Source organism: uncultured Sneathiella sp. (assembly GCF_963976355.1).
Lineage (GTDB): Bacteria > Pseudomonadota > Alphaproteobacteria > Sneathiellales > Sneathiellaceae > Sneathiella.
In genome coordinates this window covers 477,604-494,387 of record NZ_CAXBKA010000002.1, presented here as the reverse complement: position 1 = coordinate 494,387, position 16,784 = coordinate 477,604, and the positions used below count along the sequence as shown (strand labels likewise).

Annotated in this window: 17 protein-coding genes; 7 read left to right on the top strand and 10 right to left on the bottom strand. The window is 54.1% G+C overall.

From position 1 onward, the window contains the following. Position 1: 1 nt before the first annotated feature. The 3 genes from cpaB to AAC599_RS06105 form a co-directional block, all read right to left on the bottom strand. Positions 2–901, bottom strand: coding sequence for a Flp pilus assembly protein CpaB (gene cpaB, locus AAC599_RS06115; RefSeq protein ID WP_340149521.1), 900 nt, complete (start codon positions 899–901; stop codon positions 2–4). Between the two features lie 248 nt (positions 902–1,149). Further along, complete coding sequence (locus tag AAC599_RS06110; protein WP_340149520.1) at positions 1,150–1,365, bottom strand: Flp family type IVb pilin; 216 nt, start codon at positions 1,363–1,365, stop codon at positions 1,150–1,152. Between the two features lie 113 nt (positions 1,366–1,478). Further along, complete coding sequence (locus tag AAC599_RS06105; protein ID WP_340149519.1) at positions 1,479–1,709, bottom strand: Flp family type IVb pilin; 231 nt, start codon at positions 1,707–1,709, stop codon at positions 1,479–1,481. Between the two features lie 500 nt (positions 1,710–2,209). Between AAC599_RS06105 and AAC599_RS06100 the strand changes: the two genes are divergently transcribed. Next, positions 2,210–3,874: a TadE/TadG family type IV pilus assembly protein gene (locus AAC599_RS06100; protein ID WP_340149518.1), complete on the top strand. Its 1,665-nt coding sequence runs from the start codon at positions 2,210–2,212 to the stop codon at positions 3,872–3,874. 443 nt (positions 3,875–4,317) lie between these two features. Here AAC599_RS06100 and AAC599_RS06095 read toward each other — a convergent pair whose 3' ends face one another. From AAC599_RS06095 to AAC599_RS06080, 4 genes are all read right to left on the bottom strand, one after another. After that, positions 4,318–4,902, bottom strand: a complete 585-nt coding sequence (locus tag AAC599_RS06095; protein ID WP_340149517.1) for a TadE/TadG family type IV pilus assembly protein — start codon at positions 4,900–4,902, stop codon at positions 4,318–4,320. A 96-nt stretch (positions 4,903–4,998) separates the two neighbouring features. Further along, positions 4,999–5,616, bottom strand: a complete 618-nt coding sequence (locus AAC599_RS06090) for a TadE/TadG family type IV pilus assembly protein (RefSeq protein ID WP_340149516.1) — start codon at positions 5,614–5,616, stop codon at positions 4,999–5,001. Positions 5,617–5,740: 124 nt separating this feature from the next. Next, positions 5,741–7,432, bottom strand: coding sequence for a methionine--tRNA ligase (gene metG, locus AAC599_RS06085; protein ID WP_340149515.1), 1,692 nt, complete (start codon positions 7,430–7,432; stop codon positions 5,741–5,743). Positions 7,433–7,630: 198 nt separating this feature from the next. Next, the gene (locus tag AAC599_RS06080; protein WP_340149514.1) at positions 7,631–7,972 is read right to left on the bottom strand and encodes a phasin family protein; all 342 of its coding nucleotides are present in this window, start codon (positions 7,970–7,972) and stop codon (positions 7,631–7,633) included. Between the two features lie 323 nt (positions 7,973–8,295). Between AAC599_RS06080 and AAC599_RS06075 the strand changes: the two genes are divergently transcribed. The 5 genes from AAC599_RS06075 to dusA all read left to right on the top strand — a co-directional run bounded on the left by AAC599_RS06075 (position 8,296) and on the right by dusA (position 14,317). After that, positions 8,296–10,365: a PAS domain-containing methyl-accepting chemotaxis protein gene (locus AAC599_RS06075; protein ID WP_340149513.1), complete on the top strand. Its 2,070-nt coding sequence runs from the start codon at positions 8,296–8,298 to the stop codon at positions 10,363–10,365. 416 nt (positions 10,366–10,781) lie between these two features. Beyond that, positions 10,782–11,801 (top strand): methyltransferase, encoded by a 1,020-nt coding sequence (locus AAC599_RS06070; RefSeq protein ID WP_340149512.1) that lies wholly within the window; start codon positions 10,782–10,784, stop codon positions 11,799–11,801. Between the two features lie 210 nt (positions 11,802–12,011). Beyond that, positions 12,012–12,410 carry a hypothetical protein gene (locus AAC599_RS06065; RefSeq protein WP_340149511.1) on the top strand — a complete coding sequence of 133 codons (399 nt, stop codon included), beginning with the start codon at positions 12,012–12,014 and terminating at the stop codon, positions 12,408–12,410. Positions 12,411–12,557: 147 nt separating this feature from the next. Beyond that, positions 12,558–13,247 carry a DUF6869 domain-containing protein gene (locus AAC599_RS06060; protein ID WP_340149510.1) on the top strand — a complete coding sequence of 230 codons (690 nt, stop codon included), beginning with the start codon at positions 12,558–12,560 and terminating at the stop codon, positions 13,245–13,247. A gap of 101 nt (positions 13,248–13,348) precedes the next feature. After that, on the top strand, positions 13,349–14,317 hold the full coding sequence (gene dusA, locus AAC599_RS06055) for a tRNA dihydrouridine(20/20a) synthase DusA (RefSeq protein WP_340149509.1): 969 nt from the start codon (positions 13,349–13,351) through the stop codon (positions 14,315–14,317). A 23-nt stretch (positions 14,318–14,340) separates the two neighbouring features. Here dusA and AAC599_RS06050 read toward each other — a convergent pair whose 3' ends face one another. Together AAC599_RS06050 and AAC599_RS06045 are read right to left on the bottom strand one after the other, a co-directional pair. Continuing rightward, positions 14,341–14,688 carry a hypothetical protein gene (locus AAC599_RS06050; protein WP_340149508.1) on the bottom strand — a complete coding sequence of 116 codons (348 nt, stop codon included), beginning with the start codon at positions 14,686–14,688 and terminating at the stop codon, positions 14,341–14,343. Positions 14,689–14,811: 123 nt separating this feature from the next. Further along, complete coding sequence (locus tag AAC599_RS06045; RefSeq protein ID WP_340149507.1) at positions 14,812–15,201, bottom strand: DoxX family protein; 390 nt, start codon at positions 15,199–15,201, stop codon at positions 14,812–14,814. A gap of 106 nt (positions 15,202–15,307) precedes the next feature. On the opposite strand from AAC599_RS06045, the gene AAC599_RS06040 reads away from it, so the two are divergent. Next, complete coding sequence (locus AAC599_RS06040; protein ID WP_340149506.1) at positions 15,308–16,216, top strand: LysR family transcriptional regulator; 909 nt, start codon at positions 15,308–15,310, stop codon at positions 16,214–16,216. Here AAC599_RS06040 and AAC599_RS06035 read toward each other — a convergent pair. Then, positions 16,198–16,776 (bottom strand): peroxidase-related enzyme, encoded by a 579-nt coding sequence (locus AAC599_RS06035; protein ID WP_340149505.1) that lies wholly within the window; start codon positions 16,774–16,776, stop codon positions 16,198–16,200. The two genes, AAC599_RS06040 and AAC599_RS06035, sit on opposite strands and share 19 nt — an antisense overlap. Positions 16,777–16,784 lie beyond the last annotated feature (8 nt).

Genomic DNA, 16,784 nt, shown 5'->3' with positions numbered 1-16,784 from the left:
CTTAGTCGAACAACTGCTGCTTGGCTTCGCCCGCCCGCACGACATTGATGACTGTTGTGGGAATGCCCGTACGCGGTGTGCCCCCGGTAATCAGGCGGCTTGCTTCACTATCCCAGGTGTGGCCCCGGCCGCGCTCGGCCTTGAAAGCCACGGTTCCATCCTTGCTCTTCTCCGCATCCTCAACGCGCGCAATGCTGCGCAGCGACAGGGTCAGGCGGCCAAGCTCGGTCGCAACCGCAACGATTTCCGCACCCTTTGGCGAGACTTCCAGCGTTGCAACACGGCGGATAGAGGCTTCCTGAAGCTGATCGTTGGTCGACTGGTCCATGGCAACCACACGCACGTCGGTCAGGATCGTCTCACTCGCTCTGCGAGCGGAACTTGTGTCTTCTACCAGTTCTGATTCTTTAATGGAGTGTACCAAGATCACATCCACCCGGTCTCCCGGAAAGATGAATCCGGCGATCCCGGAGGTCATGTCAATCGGTATGGAAACGGCGCGTTTTCCGGGATTGAGAACCGCCGCGAGAAATCCGCTCTGTCCGGGCTTAACCATTCGGGCGTCCGTAATCGGCTCTCCCGTCACGATCCCCTGACGAACAACCGTTCCGATAAAATCTTCAAGCGGACGAGCGTTTTCGACGATATAGATGTCCTCGATTTTATTGTCGTCGTCTTCCGGCCAGGACTGCCAGGCCAGATGCTGTTCCTGTACCAGCGTACCGGCGGGCAAATCAGTGGCAGCAACCAGGATTTTGACGTTGGATTCCACCCGCTTCACTTCGACCTCGGCGGTCTCGGTGACGGGTGCCTGCTGCTGGCCCGCCCAGTTCCGGACAAACCAGACCGTGGATCCGGTAATCAGGAGAGCAAAAACGATCAGAATAATTTTTCGCGCCATGGTGCTAATTCCATTATGTTGCAATATGTGAAGAGCCTACCCTCGAAGACCTTAATTTCAGGTTAAATTTGTCGGGCTTTACGGGCTAAATTTTGAGGAATTTAAAGGGTTTTACACTAAAATGACGCTGGAAAAATGCCCCTAAAAAACGCCGAAAATTTGCGCTAATTTTCGAAGGCGGACAGCATCCAGGAAATGCCATGAATGACAGCCTAAAATCGAATTAGAAAGAAGAGGAAAGACGCTGCTCAGGTGCAGCTGTCGGCGCCGTCCGCGGTCAGGTTAAATGTGCCCCCGATGGCGACGCAGAAATCTTCAGAGATATCCGTGAAAGCGACTAGAACCGTGTCTCCCAGCGCCGTGAAGGCGATGATGCCCACGATTGAAACAAGAGAGGCAATAAGTCCGTATTCAATAGCTGTTGCCCCTGACTCATCGGCGAAAAACATACCAACCTTAATCATAGCAACCTCCATATTCACTTATCGCTTTTTGGAAACTGAAATACTTACTTTTAGAGAATGGAGGTAACATTATTCGGAAATAACGTTACCTCCAATTTCAGACAGCCACACTATTAGATAGCACAGCTACCTGATGTACCCGCTGCAGAGTCAGATGGAGTGTAAACACCACCTGCGCCATCACACAACTGAAATGCAATTTCATCAAAGGCTTCGAAAATCGTATCACCAACAGCGGTGAACGCAACGACACCAACGAGAGCGACGAGGGCGGCAATCAGGCCATATTCAATAGCCGTAGCACCAGACTCGTCTGTTACAAAAGAACGGATTACTTTAATCATTTTGAGTCTCCTAATATTCAGGATTTCATCCTGACACTAAACAAAACTTGGTTTTCAATCCGCCGGGTTTTCAAGACCCATTGGTATTCAGACTTTTTAGCCCGCGTTTACCCCGCAACCTGAAAAGCCCCTTAAGTTTAAAGCGCTTCCCAAGTTCGTCTTGCCTCGCGCCTTGATCCGTATTTAATCCCCAAATCATTAATCAATAGTTAAAGTCATTATTTTTTTTAATGTCCAAAAATAGTATAAAATCCGTAAATTTTTATTAAAAACAGTATTCATATTTTTAACTTTACTTAAACATGGATAATTTATTATTTATATACTCCATTTTATTTCTATAAATAGATATAATGCGTACACACGCCGAATTATTACGTATAATATTTACTTAATTAGTATAATTTTACAGAAATGGATTTTTGTTTTTAATGAATTGTTAAAAAATTTATCTGATGCTGTGCTTAGTAAAATTTAATTTTGAATTGCATGGTGTCAGCATGAACAAGAAAACTATTTTTGCGTCACTACGCCGGATTGCCCCAGGTTTCATCAAAGATAGCCGCGGCGTGTCCGCCGTTATCATCGCATTCCTGGCGATTCCCATCTTTGGTGCGGTCGGCCTGTCCATTGATCTGGGGCGCGCCTATGTCCTTAAATCAAAGCTTTCCACAGCGCTGGATGCGGCGGGTCTGGCTGTCGGGCGTAATATCTTCGCGCCAACGGACGCCGAGATCTATGCCGATGCACAGAAATATTTCGACGCGAACTTCCCGTCTGGCTTTATGGGCACCGATCCGATCACGATGGATGCCACTACGGTCACCTGGGACTCCACGCGCGAGAATATAACGCTGAATGTCAATGCGGATATGCATACGACCTTCATGAATGTGCTCGGACAGCCGTCCCTCTCCCTCGGCGCGGCAACCGAAATCAAGCGGCAGAACCGCGGTATGGAACTTGTTCTCGTTCTCGATAACACCGGTTCCATGAGTAGTTCGCTCGGCGGCAGTGACCGTCTCGGCGTTCTGCAAACTTCCGCGAAGGGCCTGATAGACACATTATATGGCAATGACGAAACTCGGGATAAACTCTGGGTCGGCATCGTTCCCTATACAATGGCCGTGAATGTCGGCCCGCAGAATATCGAGTGGCTCAAAAACTATTACATCACCAATTTGACGAGCAACGCCAACAGCATCTTTACGCAGGATTCTTCCAACACGACCCTTGGCCGGGACGTCACCGGCGACGGCATAAATGACACGGTCTATGGCTGGGAAGGCTGTGTCGAGATGCGGGACAATCTTCTTGGCGGTACCGTCGATATATCCGATGATCCGCCATCAAACGACTTCGTTCCCTATTTCTGGAACGACTATTATCGCGATTCGGACAATGATTTTAACGGCGACAACAGCGGCGGCGATAATGTCATGCGGAATGACTGGCGGAAAGAAAACGGCAGTGTATCCATCAGCTCCGGTCTGGGCGGACAAGGTCCCAACAAATATTGCCCCACATCAAAGGTTTTGCCGCTGACGGCCGAGAAAAGCACTATCAAGACCCATATCGACAGCATGGATCATGATGGCGGTACGGCGGTTAATATCGGCATGACTTGGGGGTGGCGCGTGATTTCTCCCCGCTGGAGAGGGTTCTGGCATGGATCGTCGACGCTAAATCTGCCGACGAACACGAAAGTTACGCCCAACGCGCCCTATACGGCTCTTCCTCTTGAGTATGACGAGATGCATATGGACAAGGTCGTCATCCTGATGACGGACGGTCTGAATACACTCGGCACCGACAGTAGTTCCTACGACATCTATCATGCTTTCGCCCGGGCGGAACTTTTCGATCAGACCCCGAACTCGATCTATTATGACTACCGGGGATTCCTGGATCAGGATGCGTTGGACAGCAGTACCTATTCAAACTATCCCGACATCCTGGACGACAAGGTATTGGCGACCTGTACGGCCATGAAGTCCGCCGGCATCATTGTCTATACCGTTCTGCTCGTCGACGGCAACTCGACCATGATGCGCAATTGCGCGACATCGCCCAAGCATGCCTTCGTGGCCACCTCGGCGGCCGAGCTGCAGGACAACTTCAACACCATCGGCGAAGAGCTGAGTAACCTGCGTATCTCGAAATAGCCGGGATACAAGCAACCACACCAAACAAAAGCGGCGCCTCAGGGGGGCGCCGCTTTTTTGGCTCCGACCAGCCGCAATTGATGTCTTTCCCTTATAGCCCCCTCACCCACGCCTCTTATCCAGGCTCCGGCTGCAGCCGCAGAACACTCTTTAGGGTGTGAGTGAGGATAGCATTCCCTTGGCGTCGTCACCCAGTGCGGCTATTCATCCATTCCCATCGCCGCCATAAACATTCAGGCCGGCAAGAGCGCTGTAGAATGACGGGGGTATCGGCGGACAGCCTGATACCAAGGAGGTAACGCTGCTGCCATTCCATACGGTGCCAATTGCCAAGGCAATCCGCGTAAGGAGTGAAGCGAAGAAGAACGGGCCCGGGCCGCTTGCCCTCGCGATTTATGCAAAGGCTTGGCAGCGCTCAGGTTTTTAGGGAGAAAAATTCGGGCTTAAGGAGAGGCCGGAAAGGTAATGGTGTCGGTGAAACGAGGCCGAAAATAGGCCCGGGCCCGCAGCGCCATGTCACCGAAAAATCCAAGCTTGCCGGTAAGGTACGGGCTGTAGTCATAGACAATTTCCGCGATGATCAGGGTTTCCCCGTCAGATAAGGTCTCGCCGGACCCGGCATCGGGAAAGGCGGCTGGCAAGGTCGCATCATCCCCGACCGTGCTCCCAATAAAGCTGTTATATCCTGTGAGGTTGCCGGAGGTCCGCTGGCTGAGAATTTCCGGCGCCTGCCCGGCACGGCCCTGAACGGAGGTCAGGAAAATAACGCTGCCATCGCTGATATCGAAGGGCTGCGCCATAAAGAGCGCGGAATCAATGATATTCGCGATTTCGGTCTCCGTAATCGCTTCATTGCCCGAGCGGGCAATCAGATCCGACAGGGTCGCCGTGATCCGGTCCAGCTTCTGCGTCATCAGCGCATAGCGGGCGACTTCGAAGCTTCCCGCTGTCAGCAGCATCAGAAGCGGCAACAACATGGCGAATTCGACCATGGCAACGCCACGATGGTTGCGGAGAAAGGCCTGCAAGCGGCAAGCTATCCTGTGGGATAATGAAGAAATTAAATGGCTCATTTCAACCTCAAATCGGGGATTTTCCCCGCCTCTCATAAAACAAGCGACATTTTAATAGGGTTCGTTACGGACAACGATCGACGCCCGCATCGGAATGATACCTTCCAGAATCGGGATCACCTGCCCGCTCAGGAAGTTCCAGTTATATTCAACGGTATAGAGCACGATATCGCCCTGTGCGCCCATGCCGGCGACACCGAAATCCTCGTCATAGACGCCATTGCCGTTTACCTCGACCCAGGGCTCTCCGTCAGGATAGACCGTGCCGTCTGAATGCGTATAAGGCCCGGGAGTCCAGCTGCCATTACCGTCCAGGTCCGTATATTCCTCGCCCTGGCCGACATAGGCAAAATTCTCATAGACCAGGATCGAGACATCGTCCGTAGTCAGATTCAACAGCCCAAGAGAGGCATCGTTGAGCATATCGACAAGCGCCTGCGTATTGCTGGAGCCCTGCTGGATCTGGCCTGTCAGCCCGAGCCGGGAGGCATCCTTAAGACTGCCTTCGACAACCGTGTTGATGAACATCGCCAGGCTGAGCTCGATAATACCCACCAAAACAGTAATCAAAACCGGTGCCACCATGGCCAGTTCCACGGCGGTCGTCCCGGCTTTGTCCCGCGCGAAGGCTCTTACGACCTTGCGTTTTAGAAGCTTGCGTATGGTCATCGCTTTGCGATCCTTCTGCAAAAATATGCAAAAGCCTACCAGCAAGCCCTTAAAGCCCGGTTAAAGATTAGAGTGAAATTGGATAAAATTTCGCGGAAACAGGCACGCGCGACACCCTGCCCAACTAGGCCGATCCGCCAAACCGCTCTTCCCAGCCCGCGACCTCATCGTCGGAAATCTTGCGGAACAGGACTTCGGGAATCTCGAAACCGTGGCCGGCCTCAAGTCTCTGTAATTCCTCCAGAATATCGCCGTCCACCCAATCGGTAGCTGTCAGCTCGATCCCAAGCGTCGCGGCCATGCGCGCCGCCGCGTTCGGGATGACCGGTGCGCTCAGAATCGCGAAAATCCGGATCAGGTTGATTGCCGTGCGAAGACTTGCCGCCGCGGCGTCCGGGTCGGTCTTGAACACCGTCCATGGGGCCACCTCGGTCAGATATTCATTGCCGAGCGCCCAGATCGCCCGCAACTCCTGCATCGATTTCCGGATCTGCATATCCTGCATATGGGTATTGTAGGCCGTCAGGCGCTGTTGCAGCGCCTCGGCAAGCGCCTTTTCCGCCGCACCGATGTTGCCGCCTTCTGGAAGCTGTTCACCGAATTTGGAGGAACAGAACTTCAGTGTCCGGTTGACGAAATTGCCGAGGATATCGGCAAGGTCCTTGTTCACCGTTCCGGCGAAACCGTCCCAGGTAAAGCTCGCATCCGAGGTTTCCGGCGCATTCGCCAGCAGGTAATAACGCCAGTAGTCGGAAGGCAGCAGCTCGATCGCGTCAGACATGAAAATCCCGCGCTTCTGGCTGGTCGAGAATTTCCCGCCGTAATAATTCAGCCAGTTGAACCCCTTGATGTAATCGACCATCTTCCAGGGCTCGCGGCTGCCGAGGATCGTGCCCGGGAACGTCACCGTATGGAAGGGCACGTTATCCTTCGCCATCACCTGCACATAGCGCACGTCATCGGCCTCATACCACCAGCTTTTCCAGTCACGATTGTCCGGGTCCTCATCCGACCATTCCTTGGTCGCCGCGATATATTCAATCGGTGCATCGAACCAGACATAATAGACCTTGCCTTCCATGCCCTGCAGATCGACGGGTACGCCCCAGCTGAGATCACGGGTGATCCCGCGGTCATGCAGCCCTTCATCCAGCCATTTGAGGGCGATGGAGGACACCAGCACCGGCCAGTCCTGATGGCGGTTGACCCAGACGCGGATTTCATCGGCGAGCTTCGATTGCAGCAGGAAAAGATGGCGGCTTTCGCGCACTTCCAGATTGGTGCTGCCGGAGACCGCCGAGCGCGGGTTCAGCAAATCCGTCGGGTCCAGCAGGCGCGTACAGTTTTCACACTGATCGCCGCGTGCCCGGTCATAATCGCAATGCGGACAGGTCCCCTCGACATAACGGTCCGGCAGGAAGCGCTCATCATCAATCGAATAGACCTGACGGGTTACCCTGGGTTCGATAAAGCCGTTATCGAGCAGCTTGTGGCCAAAATGCTGGGTGAGTTCCTTGTTCTGAGGCGAGGAGGAGCGGCCGAAATAATCAAAAGACAGATCGAAAGCCGCCCCGAGATCCGCCTGAACCTGATGCTGCTCGGCACAGAATTCTGCCACATCCTGCCCTTTCTCGCGGGCGGCAAGCTCCGCTGGTGTGCCATGCTCATCCGTCGCGCAGATAAACAGCACCTCTTCCCCGCGGGCGCGCAAATACCGGGCATAAAGATCGGACGGCAGCATGGAGCCGATCAGATTTCCCAAATGCTTGACGCCATTGATATAGGGTAAGGCAGAAGTAATCAGGTGACGGGTCATGGGCGGCGCTGCTTCCTCGGGTGCATCTTCAGATTAATATTTGCGCTTCTTTTACAGGAAGATGCAGAGCGGGGCAAAGTAAACAATGAATATGGTTACTTTATTGCCCAAAAATAAGGCGCACAGTAATCGCCGCCCTCCCCCGCAGCGCCGGGGCAAGGTCACGTCCTGTCCGAATACAAACCCATCAGGTGATTATTACTCCGCGGCCTGTTTCACATCCTCTGCTTGGGCTGCCGCCAACTCCGAACAGATTTTCGTCAGGTTGCCCGCTTCATGGGTATATTGCTTCACCGCCTCCTGATAAAAACTGACATAGACGCCCATCACATCCTGCGGGCTTTTGCAGTTGGCCAGCTTCTGCGGGATATCAAGGTCTTCCTTGAGGCGGGCGCGGCCGAAACTCATCAGCTCGTCATTACAGGCCATCATCGTCTTGTAGATCTTCTGGTTCATTCCGAATAATGTTTCCATGTCCATGGGAACGACCAGCCCCGACAAATCCATGTCATTTGAGGGGGTTTCCGTCTTCTCCGTCATCTTCCTCTCCTGATTAATCAGCTCAGCACGAACGACATTATGCGACCCTGCGGCCACGGCATTGATTTAGGTCAATGAAAAGACAAGTCAAAAAATCGTGCAGGTTATATCTCAACGCCCTGCCCCCGACGGATACCGCCAAATTTCCGGGAATTTTCCGCATAAATCCTCAAAATATAACTATTCACTTTTATTCTAAATATTTACACCAATAATACACCGAATATTTATACAATATAGAGTTAAGTAATATTTAAGGATATTGGTCAATAATCGCAAATATAGAAGAGGTTCCCACACTAAACTCAGAAAAGGCGCTTGCCATGCTGTTTAAGAAAGAGACTTCAAATCCACTGCTGGACGCACTCGACCGATCCCAGGCCGTCATCGAATTCGACAAGGACGGTATCATCCTCAACGCGAATGCCAATTTCCTCTCGGCGATGGGATATTCGCTTGAAGAGATCAAGGGCAAGCATCACAAGATGTTCGTCGATCCGGACTTCGCCGCCGCCAGTGAATATGAAGCCTTCTGGGCCACCCTCCGGAGCGGAGAGTTCCTGTCCGAGGAGTTCCAGCGTTTCGGCAAGGGCGGCAAAGAAATCTGGATCCAGGCAAGCTATAACCCGATCATGGGTAGCGACGGCACGGTTTCCAAGGTCGTGAAATTCGCCACCGACATCACCACGCGGAAAAAGCAGAACGCCGATTACCGTGGCCAGATCGACGCCATCAGCAAGTCCCAGGCCGTGATCGAGTTCAACATGGACGGCACGATCCGTCATGCCAACGCCAATTTCCTGAATGCGGTCGGATACAGCCTCGATGAAGTCAAGGGACAGCATCACAGGATGTTCGTCGAGGCCGGCTATGGCAAAAGCGCGGAATATGCCGCCTTCTGGCAGAAACTGAACGAGGGCGAGTATTTTTCCGATGAATTCCTGCGCTTCGGCAAGGGGGGCAAGGAAATCTGGATCCAGGCCAGCTACAACCCGATCTTCAATACCAACGGCAAGCCTGTCAAGGTCGTCAAATTCGCAACCGACATCACGCGCCAGAAACAGCAGAATGCCAACTTCCGCGGGCAGATCGAAGCCATCGGAAAATCGCAGGCCGTCATCGAGTTCGAGATGGACGGCACGATCATCTCCGCCAACGAGAATTTCCTGAGCACCATGGGCTACAGCCTGTCCGAGGTTGAGGGCAAGCATCACAGCATGTTCGTCGATGCGGCCTATGCGCAAAGCGCCAAATATCAGGATTTCTGGAAAAAGCTGGGGAATGGCGAATTCATCGCCAATGATTTCCGCCGCTTTGGTAAGGGCGGCAAGGAAGTCTGGATACAGGCCAGCTACAACGCCATTCTCGATGCCAAGGGCAAGCCGTTCAAGGTCGTGAAATATGCCTCCGACATTACCGAGCGGCGTATGCAGAACGCCGATTTCCGCGGCCAGATTGCGGCCATCGGAAAATCCCAGGCGGTCATCGAATTCAATCTTGATGGTACCATCATCTCCGCCAACGAGAATTTCCTGAGCGCCATGGGCTACAGACTCGAGGAAATCGAAGGCAAGCACCACAGCATGTTCGTCGATCCGACCTACGCCACCTCAAAGGACTACACGGCGTTCTGGGAAAAGTTGGGACAGGGCGAGTTCTTCTCTGACGAGTTCCAGCGTCTCGGCAAGGGCGGCAAGGAAGTCTGGATTCAGGCCAGTTACAACCCGATCCTTGATCTTAACGGAAAGCCGTTCAAGGTCGTCAAATATGCGACCGACATCACCAACCAGATGCAGGCGCGCATTCAGGCGGCCGACCTCTCCCGCGACTCCCAGGAGAAAATCCAGAGCGTCGCCGGGGCCACCCAGGAAATGCAGGCCTCCATTCAGGAGATCAGCCAGAACATGAACAAATCGCAGCATGCGGTCACGGATATCGTCTCCAAGACCGACCATGCGAAGCTGCTGACGACGCGCCTTCAGGAAACCTCCAAATCCATGGAAAGCGTTGTCGAGATCATTCGGGAGATTGCCGGAAAGGTCAATCTGCTGGCGCTGAACGCCACGATTGAGGCGGCCCGCGCCGGAGAGGCCGGCAAGGGCTTCGCGGTCGTCGCCGGGGAGGTCAAATCCCTCGCCACCCAGACATCGAAGGCCACCGACGACATCTATCAGGAGATTAACGCCATGCAGGCCGCGGCCAACGACGTGGTCGACAGCACGGAGGTCATCTCCACCTCGACTTCCTCGGTCAATGAATATGTCGCCGCCGTTGCCTCCGCCATCGAGGAACAGACGGTCGTCACCAACGAGATTTCCCAGAGCATGGAGTTCTTCTCCTCCGGCATTAACGATCTCAACGACTGCGTGAAACGCCTCTCCAAGGCGGGCTAGATTAACTGGCGTACGGATACGTCCTTGGATAGGCCGGCGGCGGATCGAAAGTTCCGCCGCCCGTTTTTTGCCCCTTCCCCTGCCATTTGACAAATCGGACCGGCTCTATAGGATAATGCGGTCTTGAAACATTCAATTACTGTCGATTTCAACTTCGACATCCTTTAGGGCGGGTCCCTGGCTATATCGCCGGGGGCTTAAATCCCCAAGCCCGCCGTCAATGACTTGACATAACCCGATGAATGTTTGGGTGAATTTAAAATCCGTTTCGCCAAGCCTGAGGGGGCTGTCGGGAAGGATCCGGTGCGGCCATCCATTCTGCTCAGCGCTTTGAAGCGCACTCGACAGGGTAATGAGCCCACAGGCGTCGGGGAGATGTCGCACGCAATAAAAACCAGCAGGAGAAAGTAGTCTAAATGTCTGTAAAACCAGTGAAAACCGCGGAAGAAGTCTCTAGCATCGCCTTTGGATTCATGGCCTCCAAGGCGATGTTCGCCGGATTGCATCTTGATGTTTTTACAAATCTCGCCGACGGGCCCAAATCATGCGAAAAGCTGTCGGAGGTGATCGGCGTGCCGCTCAACCGCATTGTCACGCTGATGACCGCGCTGAACGGTGTCGGGTTGGTAGAAAGGGAAGACGACCTCTATGCGAATTCCCCGGGCGCGGAGGCTTTTCTCTCCCGTACGTCAAAATACGACTTCGGGGATTATCTCCGCTATCAGATCGATCAGCAGATGTACCCCTTTCTCGGGCAACTCAATGACGTTCTCGATGGCTCGCTGAACTCGGATGCCGTCGATTCCTATCAGCACTGGATGTCGGACCCGGAACAGGCCGCCCTCTATAGCAACGCGCAGCATGCGGGATCGCTCGGGCCGGGGCTTACCATTGCCCGCACCGTGGATCTCTCCGGCGCCACGTCCCTACTCGATGTCGGCGGCGGCACCGGCGCCATGACCATTCGCCTGCTGGAGGCCAACCCGGAGCTGACCTCGACCATCATCGATTTTCCGAATGTCAGCGAGATCGGCTGGCGCTTCATCACCGATGCCGACATGACCAACCGCGTCCGCTACATCCCCTCCAACGCGCTGACCGTGGAATGGCCGACCGAGCAGGACGCCATCCTGATGTCCTATCTGTTCAGCGGCATTCCGGGCGGCGAAGTTCCGCGGCTGGTGAAATATGCCTATGACTGCCTGGCGCCGGGCGGCCGGATCATGGTTCATGATTTCATGGTCGAGGATGACCGGACCGGCCCTGTCATGGCCGCGCTCTGGCAGCTCCAGCATATGGCCTTCACCCCGGAGGCCCGCTCCGTCACGGCCGGCTGGCTGAAAGCGGAAATGAAGAAGGTCGGCTTCGTCGATATCCAGGACGAACAGACAATCCCCGGCATGACCCACCTCGTCCACGCCCGCAAACCCGACTAGGGAGCATCCGGGACGGGCGGGTTTACCCAGAATACTAGAGGCCAGTCATTTAAGTAACTATGGGCCTTTCCTCTTCAGCAGGTAAATTCAAACCCGGCTACATACATGGGAAAAAGCGTGGGTTTTTAATTTGATAGAATTATATTGATGGTAAAATCAACAAATGGTTTAATTTACGCAGCATTCTGGTGGCATGGATACGGTTGAAAAATGAGCCAATATAGGAACGAGTTGCTGCGAAACGCAGAGAAAATTACCCGGCTCCACCAGCGCATTAAAGAAACTTTCCCGTTTCGCGGCGAGAATAACGAGAAGTTAAAAGAATGGCAGGAAGCATGCAGAACCTTTCATCAGGAATATGACAAGCTTGCATTCCCGAGTGGTCTCGAAGGGGCATATGAGCGCATCCTTGATGGAGATACATATGCAATGGAAGCAGCGATTTGCTTTCTGGAATGCCGCCCCTATTTCTTCCGGTCCGGCTATATGTTCAAGGATATCCTGCGAATAGCAAACCGCGCTCCGCTAACTCCAGACCAGAGAACGAGATACCAAAAACTGCGCACGGCCTTTGAAGCGTATAAGGCGTCGCGAACCACAACCGAATAAAGAATTCGCTATATTTCGTTCATCAGAACAAAATTTTTAGAACGGATCAACGACACTATAGTGGCAGACAATATAGGCTTTTTTACGTGTATTAATTTGTTTTCTAAATTCTTATAGTAGAATTTGTGCAATGTTAAAGGGTACAGCATGGCATCTTATATGGATCACTTCTCACACATTGTCGAGGTGGATGAGAAACGGAAATGTATTGTCGTCCATCGACAATTCGATGATGGCAAACAGGAGCTCTTGTATGAATTTTATCTCCCCTTGAAAACGGCCCGTGAGGAGAAAAAATGGTTCGACGAGTTGGTCGACAATTTTGGTTTGTCCATGCTTTGCGACATGCATTTTGTCCGTGAATATATGGATTTAGCATCTTTGGGTGACGATTCAGAATCAGACAGCGAAGAGAACGTCAAAAGTGATCTGGAGATACTGGAAGAAAATGAAGCCGATTTTCTTGCCGTGCATAAGCTGATCGGCAATTGGATGGCATATATCACCTCCGAAGAAGACTCCCCTGCCAGAAAAAAATGTTCCTGGGCCCATGAAGAACTGATGCGTCTGTGCAAAGATGATCCGTATGAAGGCCTCAGGATCGTCAGAGTAATGTGTACCCTGTTCGAAAAAGATGAAGCGCTGGTGAAAATTGCGACAGGCCCTTTCGAGGATCTGCTAGTCCGGCATGGGCGTGACATCATCGATGGCTTGCGAAAATGGGCTCGGTACGAATACAAATACATAAAAATCCTCGCCACCGTCAGAAACAGCGGCATGGACGATGAGGTATGGGGCATTTTAAAGCGTATTACCAACGGTATTGGTAGTTTATAGAGAGGGCATAGTCGGCCATCACGCTCGCACAGGCACCATTTTTTCTTTTATCGTCCGGCCGTTTTCCTTATATGGGTGCTCAGGACTTAACCGAGGAACATGTGACAAAACTGAACCGCACCATAAGCATTGCGCCGATGATGGACTGGACGGACCGGCATGACCGGTATTTCCTGCGCCTTATCTCCGCGCGCGCGCTGCTCTATACGGAGATGGTGACGACGGGGGCGATCATCCATGGCGACGCCAACCGGTTCCTGCGCTTTGATCCGGCGGAGCAGCCGCTGGCCCTTCAGCTCGGCGGGAGCGATCCCGAAGCGCTCGCCCGCTGTTCGGAAATCGCGGAGGGCTATGGCTACCGGGAGATCAACCTCAATGTCGGCTGCCCGTCCGACCGGGTGCAGACCGGCCGCTTCGGGGCCTGCCTGATGGCGGAGCCGGAGACGGTCGCGGCCTGCATGACGGCGATGAAGGCGGCCACCTCCCTCCCCGTCACCGTGAAGACGCGGATCGGCATCGACGATCTCGATAGCTATGACTATTTCAAATCCTTTATCGAGCGAGTGGCCGAGACGGGGGTCGAGACCTTCATCATCCATGCGCGCAAGGCCTGGCTGACCGGCCTCAGCCCCAAGGAGAACCGCACCATCCCGCCGCTCAACTATGACCGGGTCTATCAGCTTAAAAATGACTTCCCGGAGCTGGAGATCATTCTGAACGGCGGCATCACCACCTGCGAAGAGATCGACGCGCATCTTGAACAGGTCGATGGCGTGATGATCGGGCGGGAGGCCTATCAGAACCCTTATTTCCTTGCCGAGATCGACCGCCGCTACTACGGCGTTGAGGACAGCGCGCCGGAGCGGCGCGAAGTCGTCGAGGACATGCTCCCCTATATCGAGCGGGAAATGGCGAGAGGCGTTCCGCTCAAATCCATCACCCGCCATATGCTCGGCCTGTTTCAGGGCCGCCCCGGCGCGCGCGCCTGGCGCCGCCATATCTCGGAAAATGCCCATCTGAAAGGCGCCGAGATTGATATCCTCACCGAAGCTGCCGCGAAGACGCGCTGACCGTCACAGCCGGATTTCAGACCTCAACCGCCGCTGCCCTTTTTCTTCATTCCCATTCCAGACCCCATGCCTTTGCCAGAGCCCATCCCCTTACCCATGGGCGGATTTTCGGGAAGGGTGACACCGCGTTCTTTTGCGCGGGCCTGCATCTCGGTGTGGTGCTCCATACGGATCTGCTCGCGCTCCTGTTCGGTCTTGGCATTCATCATCTGATTTCGGTATTCCATCCGCTCTTGCTCAGTCATCATCTGACTGCCGTAAATTTGCTCACCCGTCTGCTGAGCCTCTACCATACCTGCAGAACCGACCAGCATTCCGAGCGAAAGAGCGAGGGCGCTAGCGAAAGCAGTAATATTTTTAGAAACGATCATAGTCGCACTCCTTTCTTGCCATGTTGAAAGTTTAAGCCTCCGATTAGCGGCGCGCCATGATCCTAATCAAGAAAAGCGGCGGGATATTGCTACCCCGCCGCCTTTAGAAAACATGATTATCGATCAGCTTTTCTGACGCCAGCGGTCGATGCTGAGCGCCCCGGCCCCATTGGCGACAAGGAACAGCAATCCGCCCGCGATGGCGATATTCTTCATGAACAGGATCATCTGCATCTGGTCTGCGGGCTGGAAGTGGAACAACAGCGCTGAAACGAGGCAGAAACCGGCAAGCAGAAAGGCGACGATGCGCGTCTGCCAGCCGAGAAGAATGGCGATGCCGCCACCAAGTTCCACGATGATCACAAGCGGCAACAGGATTCCCGGCACGCCGACCGATTCCATATAACCCTGCGTTCCCGCATAGCCGGAAATTTTGCCGGCACCGGCGGGGATGAATAAAAGCGCCATAAATATGCGCCCGGCGAGATCAAATAAAGGGTTCAGTTTTTCCATGACACTAGACTCCGCATACAGGGTTAATGGTGTATTTCCGGAATATATGTTGGTCGAATAGAAAATAAATTGAATTTTTTCGCGTATTATTGTCTATTTATTCGACATGAATAAAGCAACACTTACCCAATGGCGTATCTTTAATGCCGTCATTGACCACGGCGGCTATCTGCCCGCGGCGGAGAAGCTCAACCGCAGCCATTCCTCCCTGCACCATGCAATCCAGAAACTGCAGGAACAGCTCGGGGTTAAGCTTCTCACGGTCAGTGGCAAGCAGGTTCGACTCACCCCGGTCGGCGAAATGGTGCGGCGGCGCTCGCGCCAATTGCTGGCGGATGCAAAGGATCTGGAAACCCTGACCAAGATTGCCCAGATGGGCTGGGAAACCGAGGTGACGCTGGCGGTCGAGGGGTTATATCCCCGCGCCATCCTGACGGACATCCTCAAGGAATTTCATGCGCGCGGGGAAAATACCCGCCTCAAGATCGACAGCGTCATCCTGAACGGCGCGGTGGAGGCGATCACCGCCGCCAAGGCCGATCTTGTCGTCACCCCGGTCATTCCCCACGGTTTTTTCGGCACGCCGCTGCTGACCATCCCGATGCGCCCCTATGCCCACCGGGACAACCCTCTTGTCACCTCCCGTACGCCGATCGAGGATCGGGAATTGCAGCGCGCCCTGCAGATTGTCATCAGCGACGGCACGACGACGCCCGTTCCGGCGACTATCGGCTGGCTGAAATCGGAGCAGCGCTGGACCGTCAGCGTGTTTTATCAGGCACGGGATATCCTGATGTCCGGCATGGGATTCTGCTGGCTGGCGCCGCATATGTTTGAAGAGGATATCAGAAGCGGCCTCTTGCAGCCTGTCAACAGCCGCGACCGGCTGGAAATGCGGATACCGCTCAGCCTCGTCATCCCGGCGGCTGATCTTGCCGGACCAGCGACGACGCTGCTGGCGGACCTGTTCCGCAAGAATACGAAACTGGACGGGCCCTACCGCGCCTGGGAGTGATATTCCGGGTTCGGCATCATGTCGATGGCGGAGGCCATGCGGTTGGTCATGTTATAGAAGGAAGCCGTCGCCGAAATATCCCAGATATCGCGGTCGGTCCAGCCCGCATCGCGGAGCGCCTGACGGTCGCTTTCCTCCATCTCGTTCGGGGTCTTGGTCAGCTTGTAGGCGAAATCGAGCATGGCCCGCTGTTTCGCCGAAATCTCCGCCGCGCGGTAGTTCATGACCATCAGCTCCCCGAGGACAGGATCACCGGACAGCTCCCGCACCGCCGCGCCATGGGCGGTCAGGCAGTAAAAGCAGTTGTTCACCGAGGAGACGGCAACCGCGATCATTTCCCGCTCCAGCTTGGAGAGGCCCGATTCCCCCAACATCAGTTCCCCATACATGTCCGAAAAGGGGCGCAGCTTGGCGGCATCGAAGCTATAGGCGGCCAGCACGTTCGGCACCATGCCAAGCTTCTCGTCGCAGAGTTCGAAATATTTCCGTGTCCCCTCGTCCAGATCCTTACGGGCGGGCACCTCGATATCAAGGGCGTGAACATATTTGGGCTGGGACATGGGGCTCT

What these genes read in the sequence shown, in the direction of transcription:
- AAC599_RS06040 (WP_340149506.1), top strand. Translation starts at nt 15,308, where the DNA reads ATGAATAAAGCAACACTTACCCAATGGCGTATCTTTAATGCCGTCATT.
- AAC599_RS06080 (WP_340149514.1), bottom strand. Translation starts at nt 7,972, where the DNA reads ATGACGGAGAAGACGGAAACCCCCTCAAATGACATGGATTTGTCGGGG.
- AAC599_RS06065 (WP_340149511.1), top strand. Translation starts at nt 12,012, where the DNA reads ATGAGCCAATATAGGAACGAGTTGCTGCGAAACGCAGAGAAAATTACC.
- metG (WP_340149515.1), bottom strand. Translation starts at nt 7,432, where the DNA reads ATGACCCGTCACCTGATTACTTCTGCCTTACCCTATATCAATGGCGTC.
- AAC599_RS06110 (WP_340149520.1), bottom strand. Translation starts at nt 1,365, where the DNA reads ATGATTAAGGTTGGTATGTTTTTCGCCGATGAGTCAGGGGCAACAGCT.
- AAC599_RS06090 (WP_340149516.1), bottom strand. Translation starts at nt 5,616, where the DNA reads ATGACCATACGCAAGCTTCTAAAACGCAAGGTCGTAAGAGCCTTCGCG.
- AAC599_RS06050 (WP_340149508.1), bottom strand. Translation starts at nt 14,688, where the DNA reads ATGATCGTTTCTAAAAATATTACTGCTTTCGCTAGCGCCCTCGCTCTT.
- AAC599_RS06075 (WP_340149513.1), top strand. Translation starts at nt 8,296, where the DNA reads ATGCTGTTTAAGAAAGAGACTTCAAATCCACTGCTGGACGCACTCGAC.
- AAC599_RS06045 (WP_340149507.1), bottom strand. Translation starts at nt 15,201, where the DNA reads ATGGAAAAACTGAACCCTTTATTTGATCTCGCCGGGCGCATATTTATG.
- AAC599_RS06035 (WP_340149505.1), bottom strand. Translation starts at nt 16,776, where the DNA reads ATGTCCCAGCCCAAATATGTTCACGCCCTTGATATCGAGGTGCCCGCC.
- AAC599_RS06060 (WP_340149510.1), top strand. Translation starts at nt 12,558, where the DNA reads ATGGCATCTTATATGGATCACTTCTCACACATTGTCGAGGTGGATGAG.
- cpaB (WP_340149521.1), bottom strand. Translation starts at nt 901, where the DNA reads ATGGCGCGAAAAATTATTCTGATCGTTTTTGCTCTCCTGATTACCGGA.
- AAC599_RS06105 (WP_340149519.1), bottom strand. Translation starts at nt 1,709, where the DNA reads ATGATTAAAGTAATCCGTTCTTTTGTAACAGACGAGTCTGGTGCTACG.
- AAC599_RS06100 (WP_340149518.1), top strand. Translation starts at nt 2,210, where the DNA reads ATGAACAAGAAAACTATTTTTGCGTCACTACGCCGGATTGCCCCAGGT.
- AAC599_RS06070 (WP_340149512.1), top strand. Translation starts at nt 10,782, where the DNA reads ATGTCTGTAAAACCAGTGAAAACCGCGGAAGAAGTCTCTAGCATCGCC.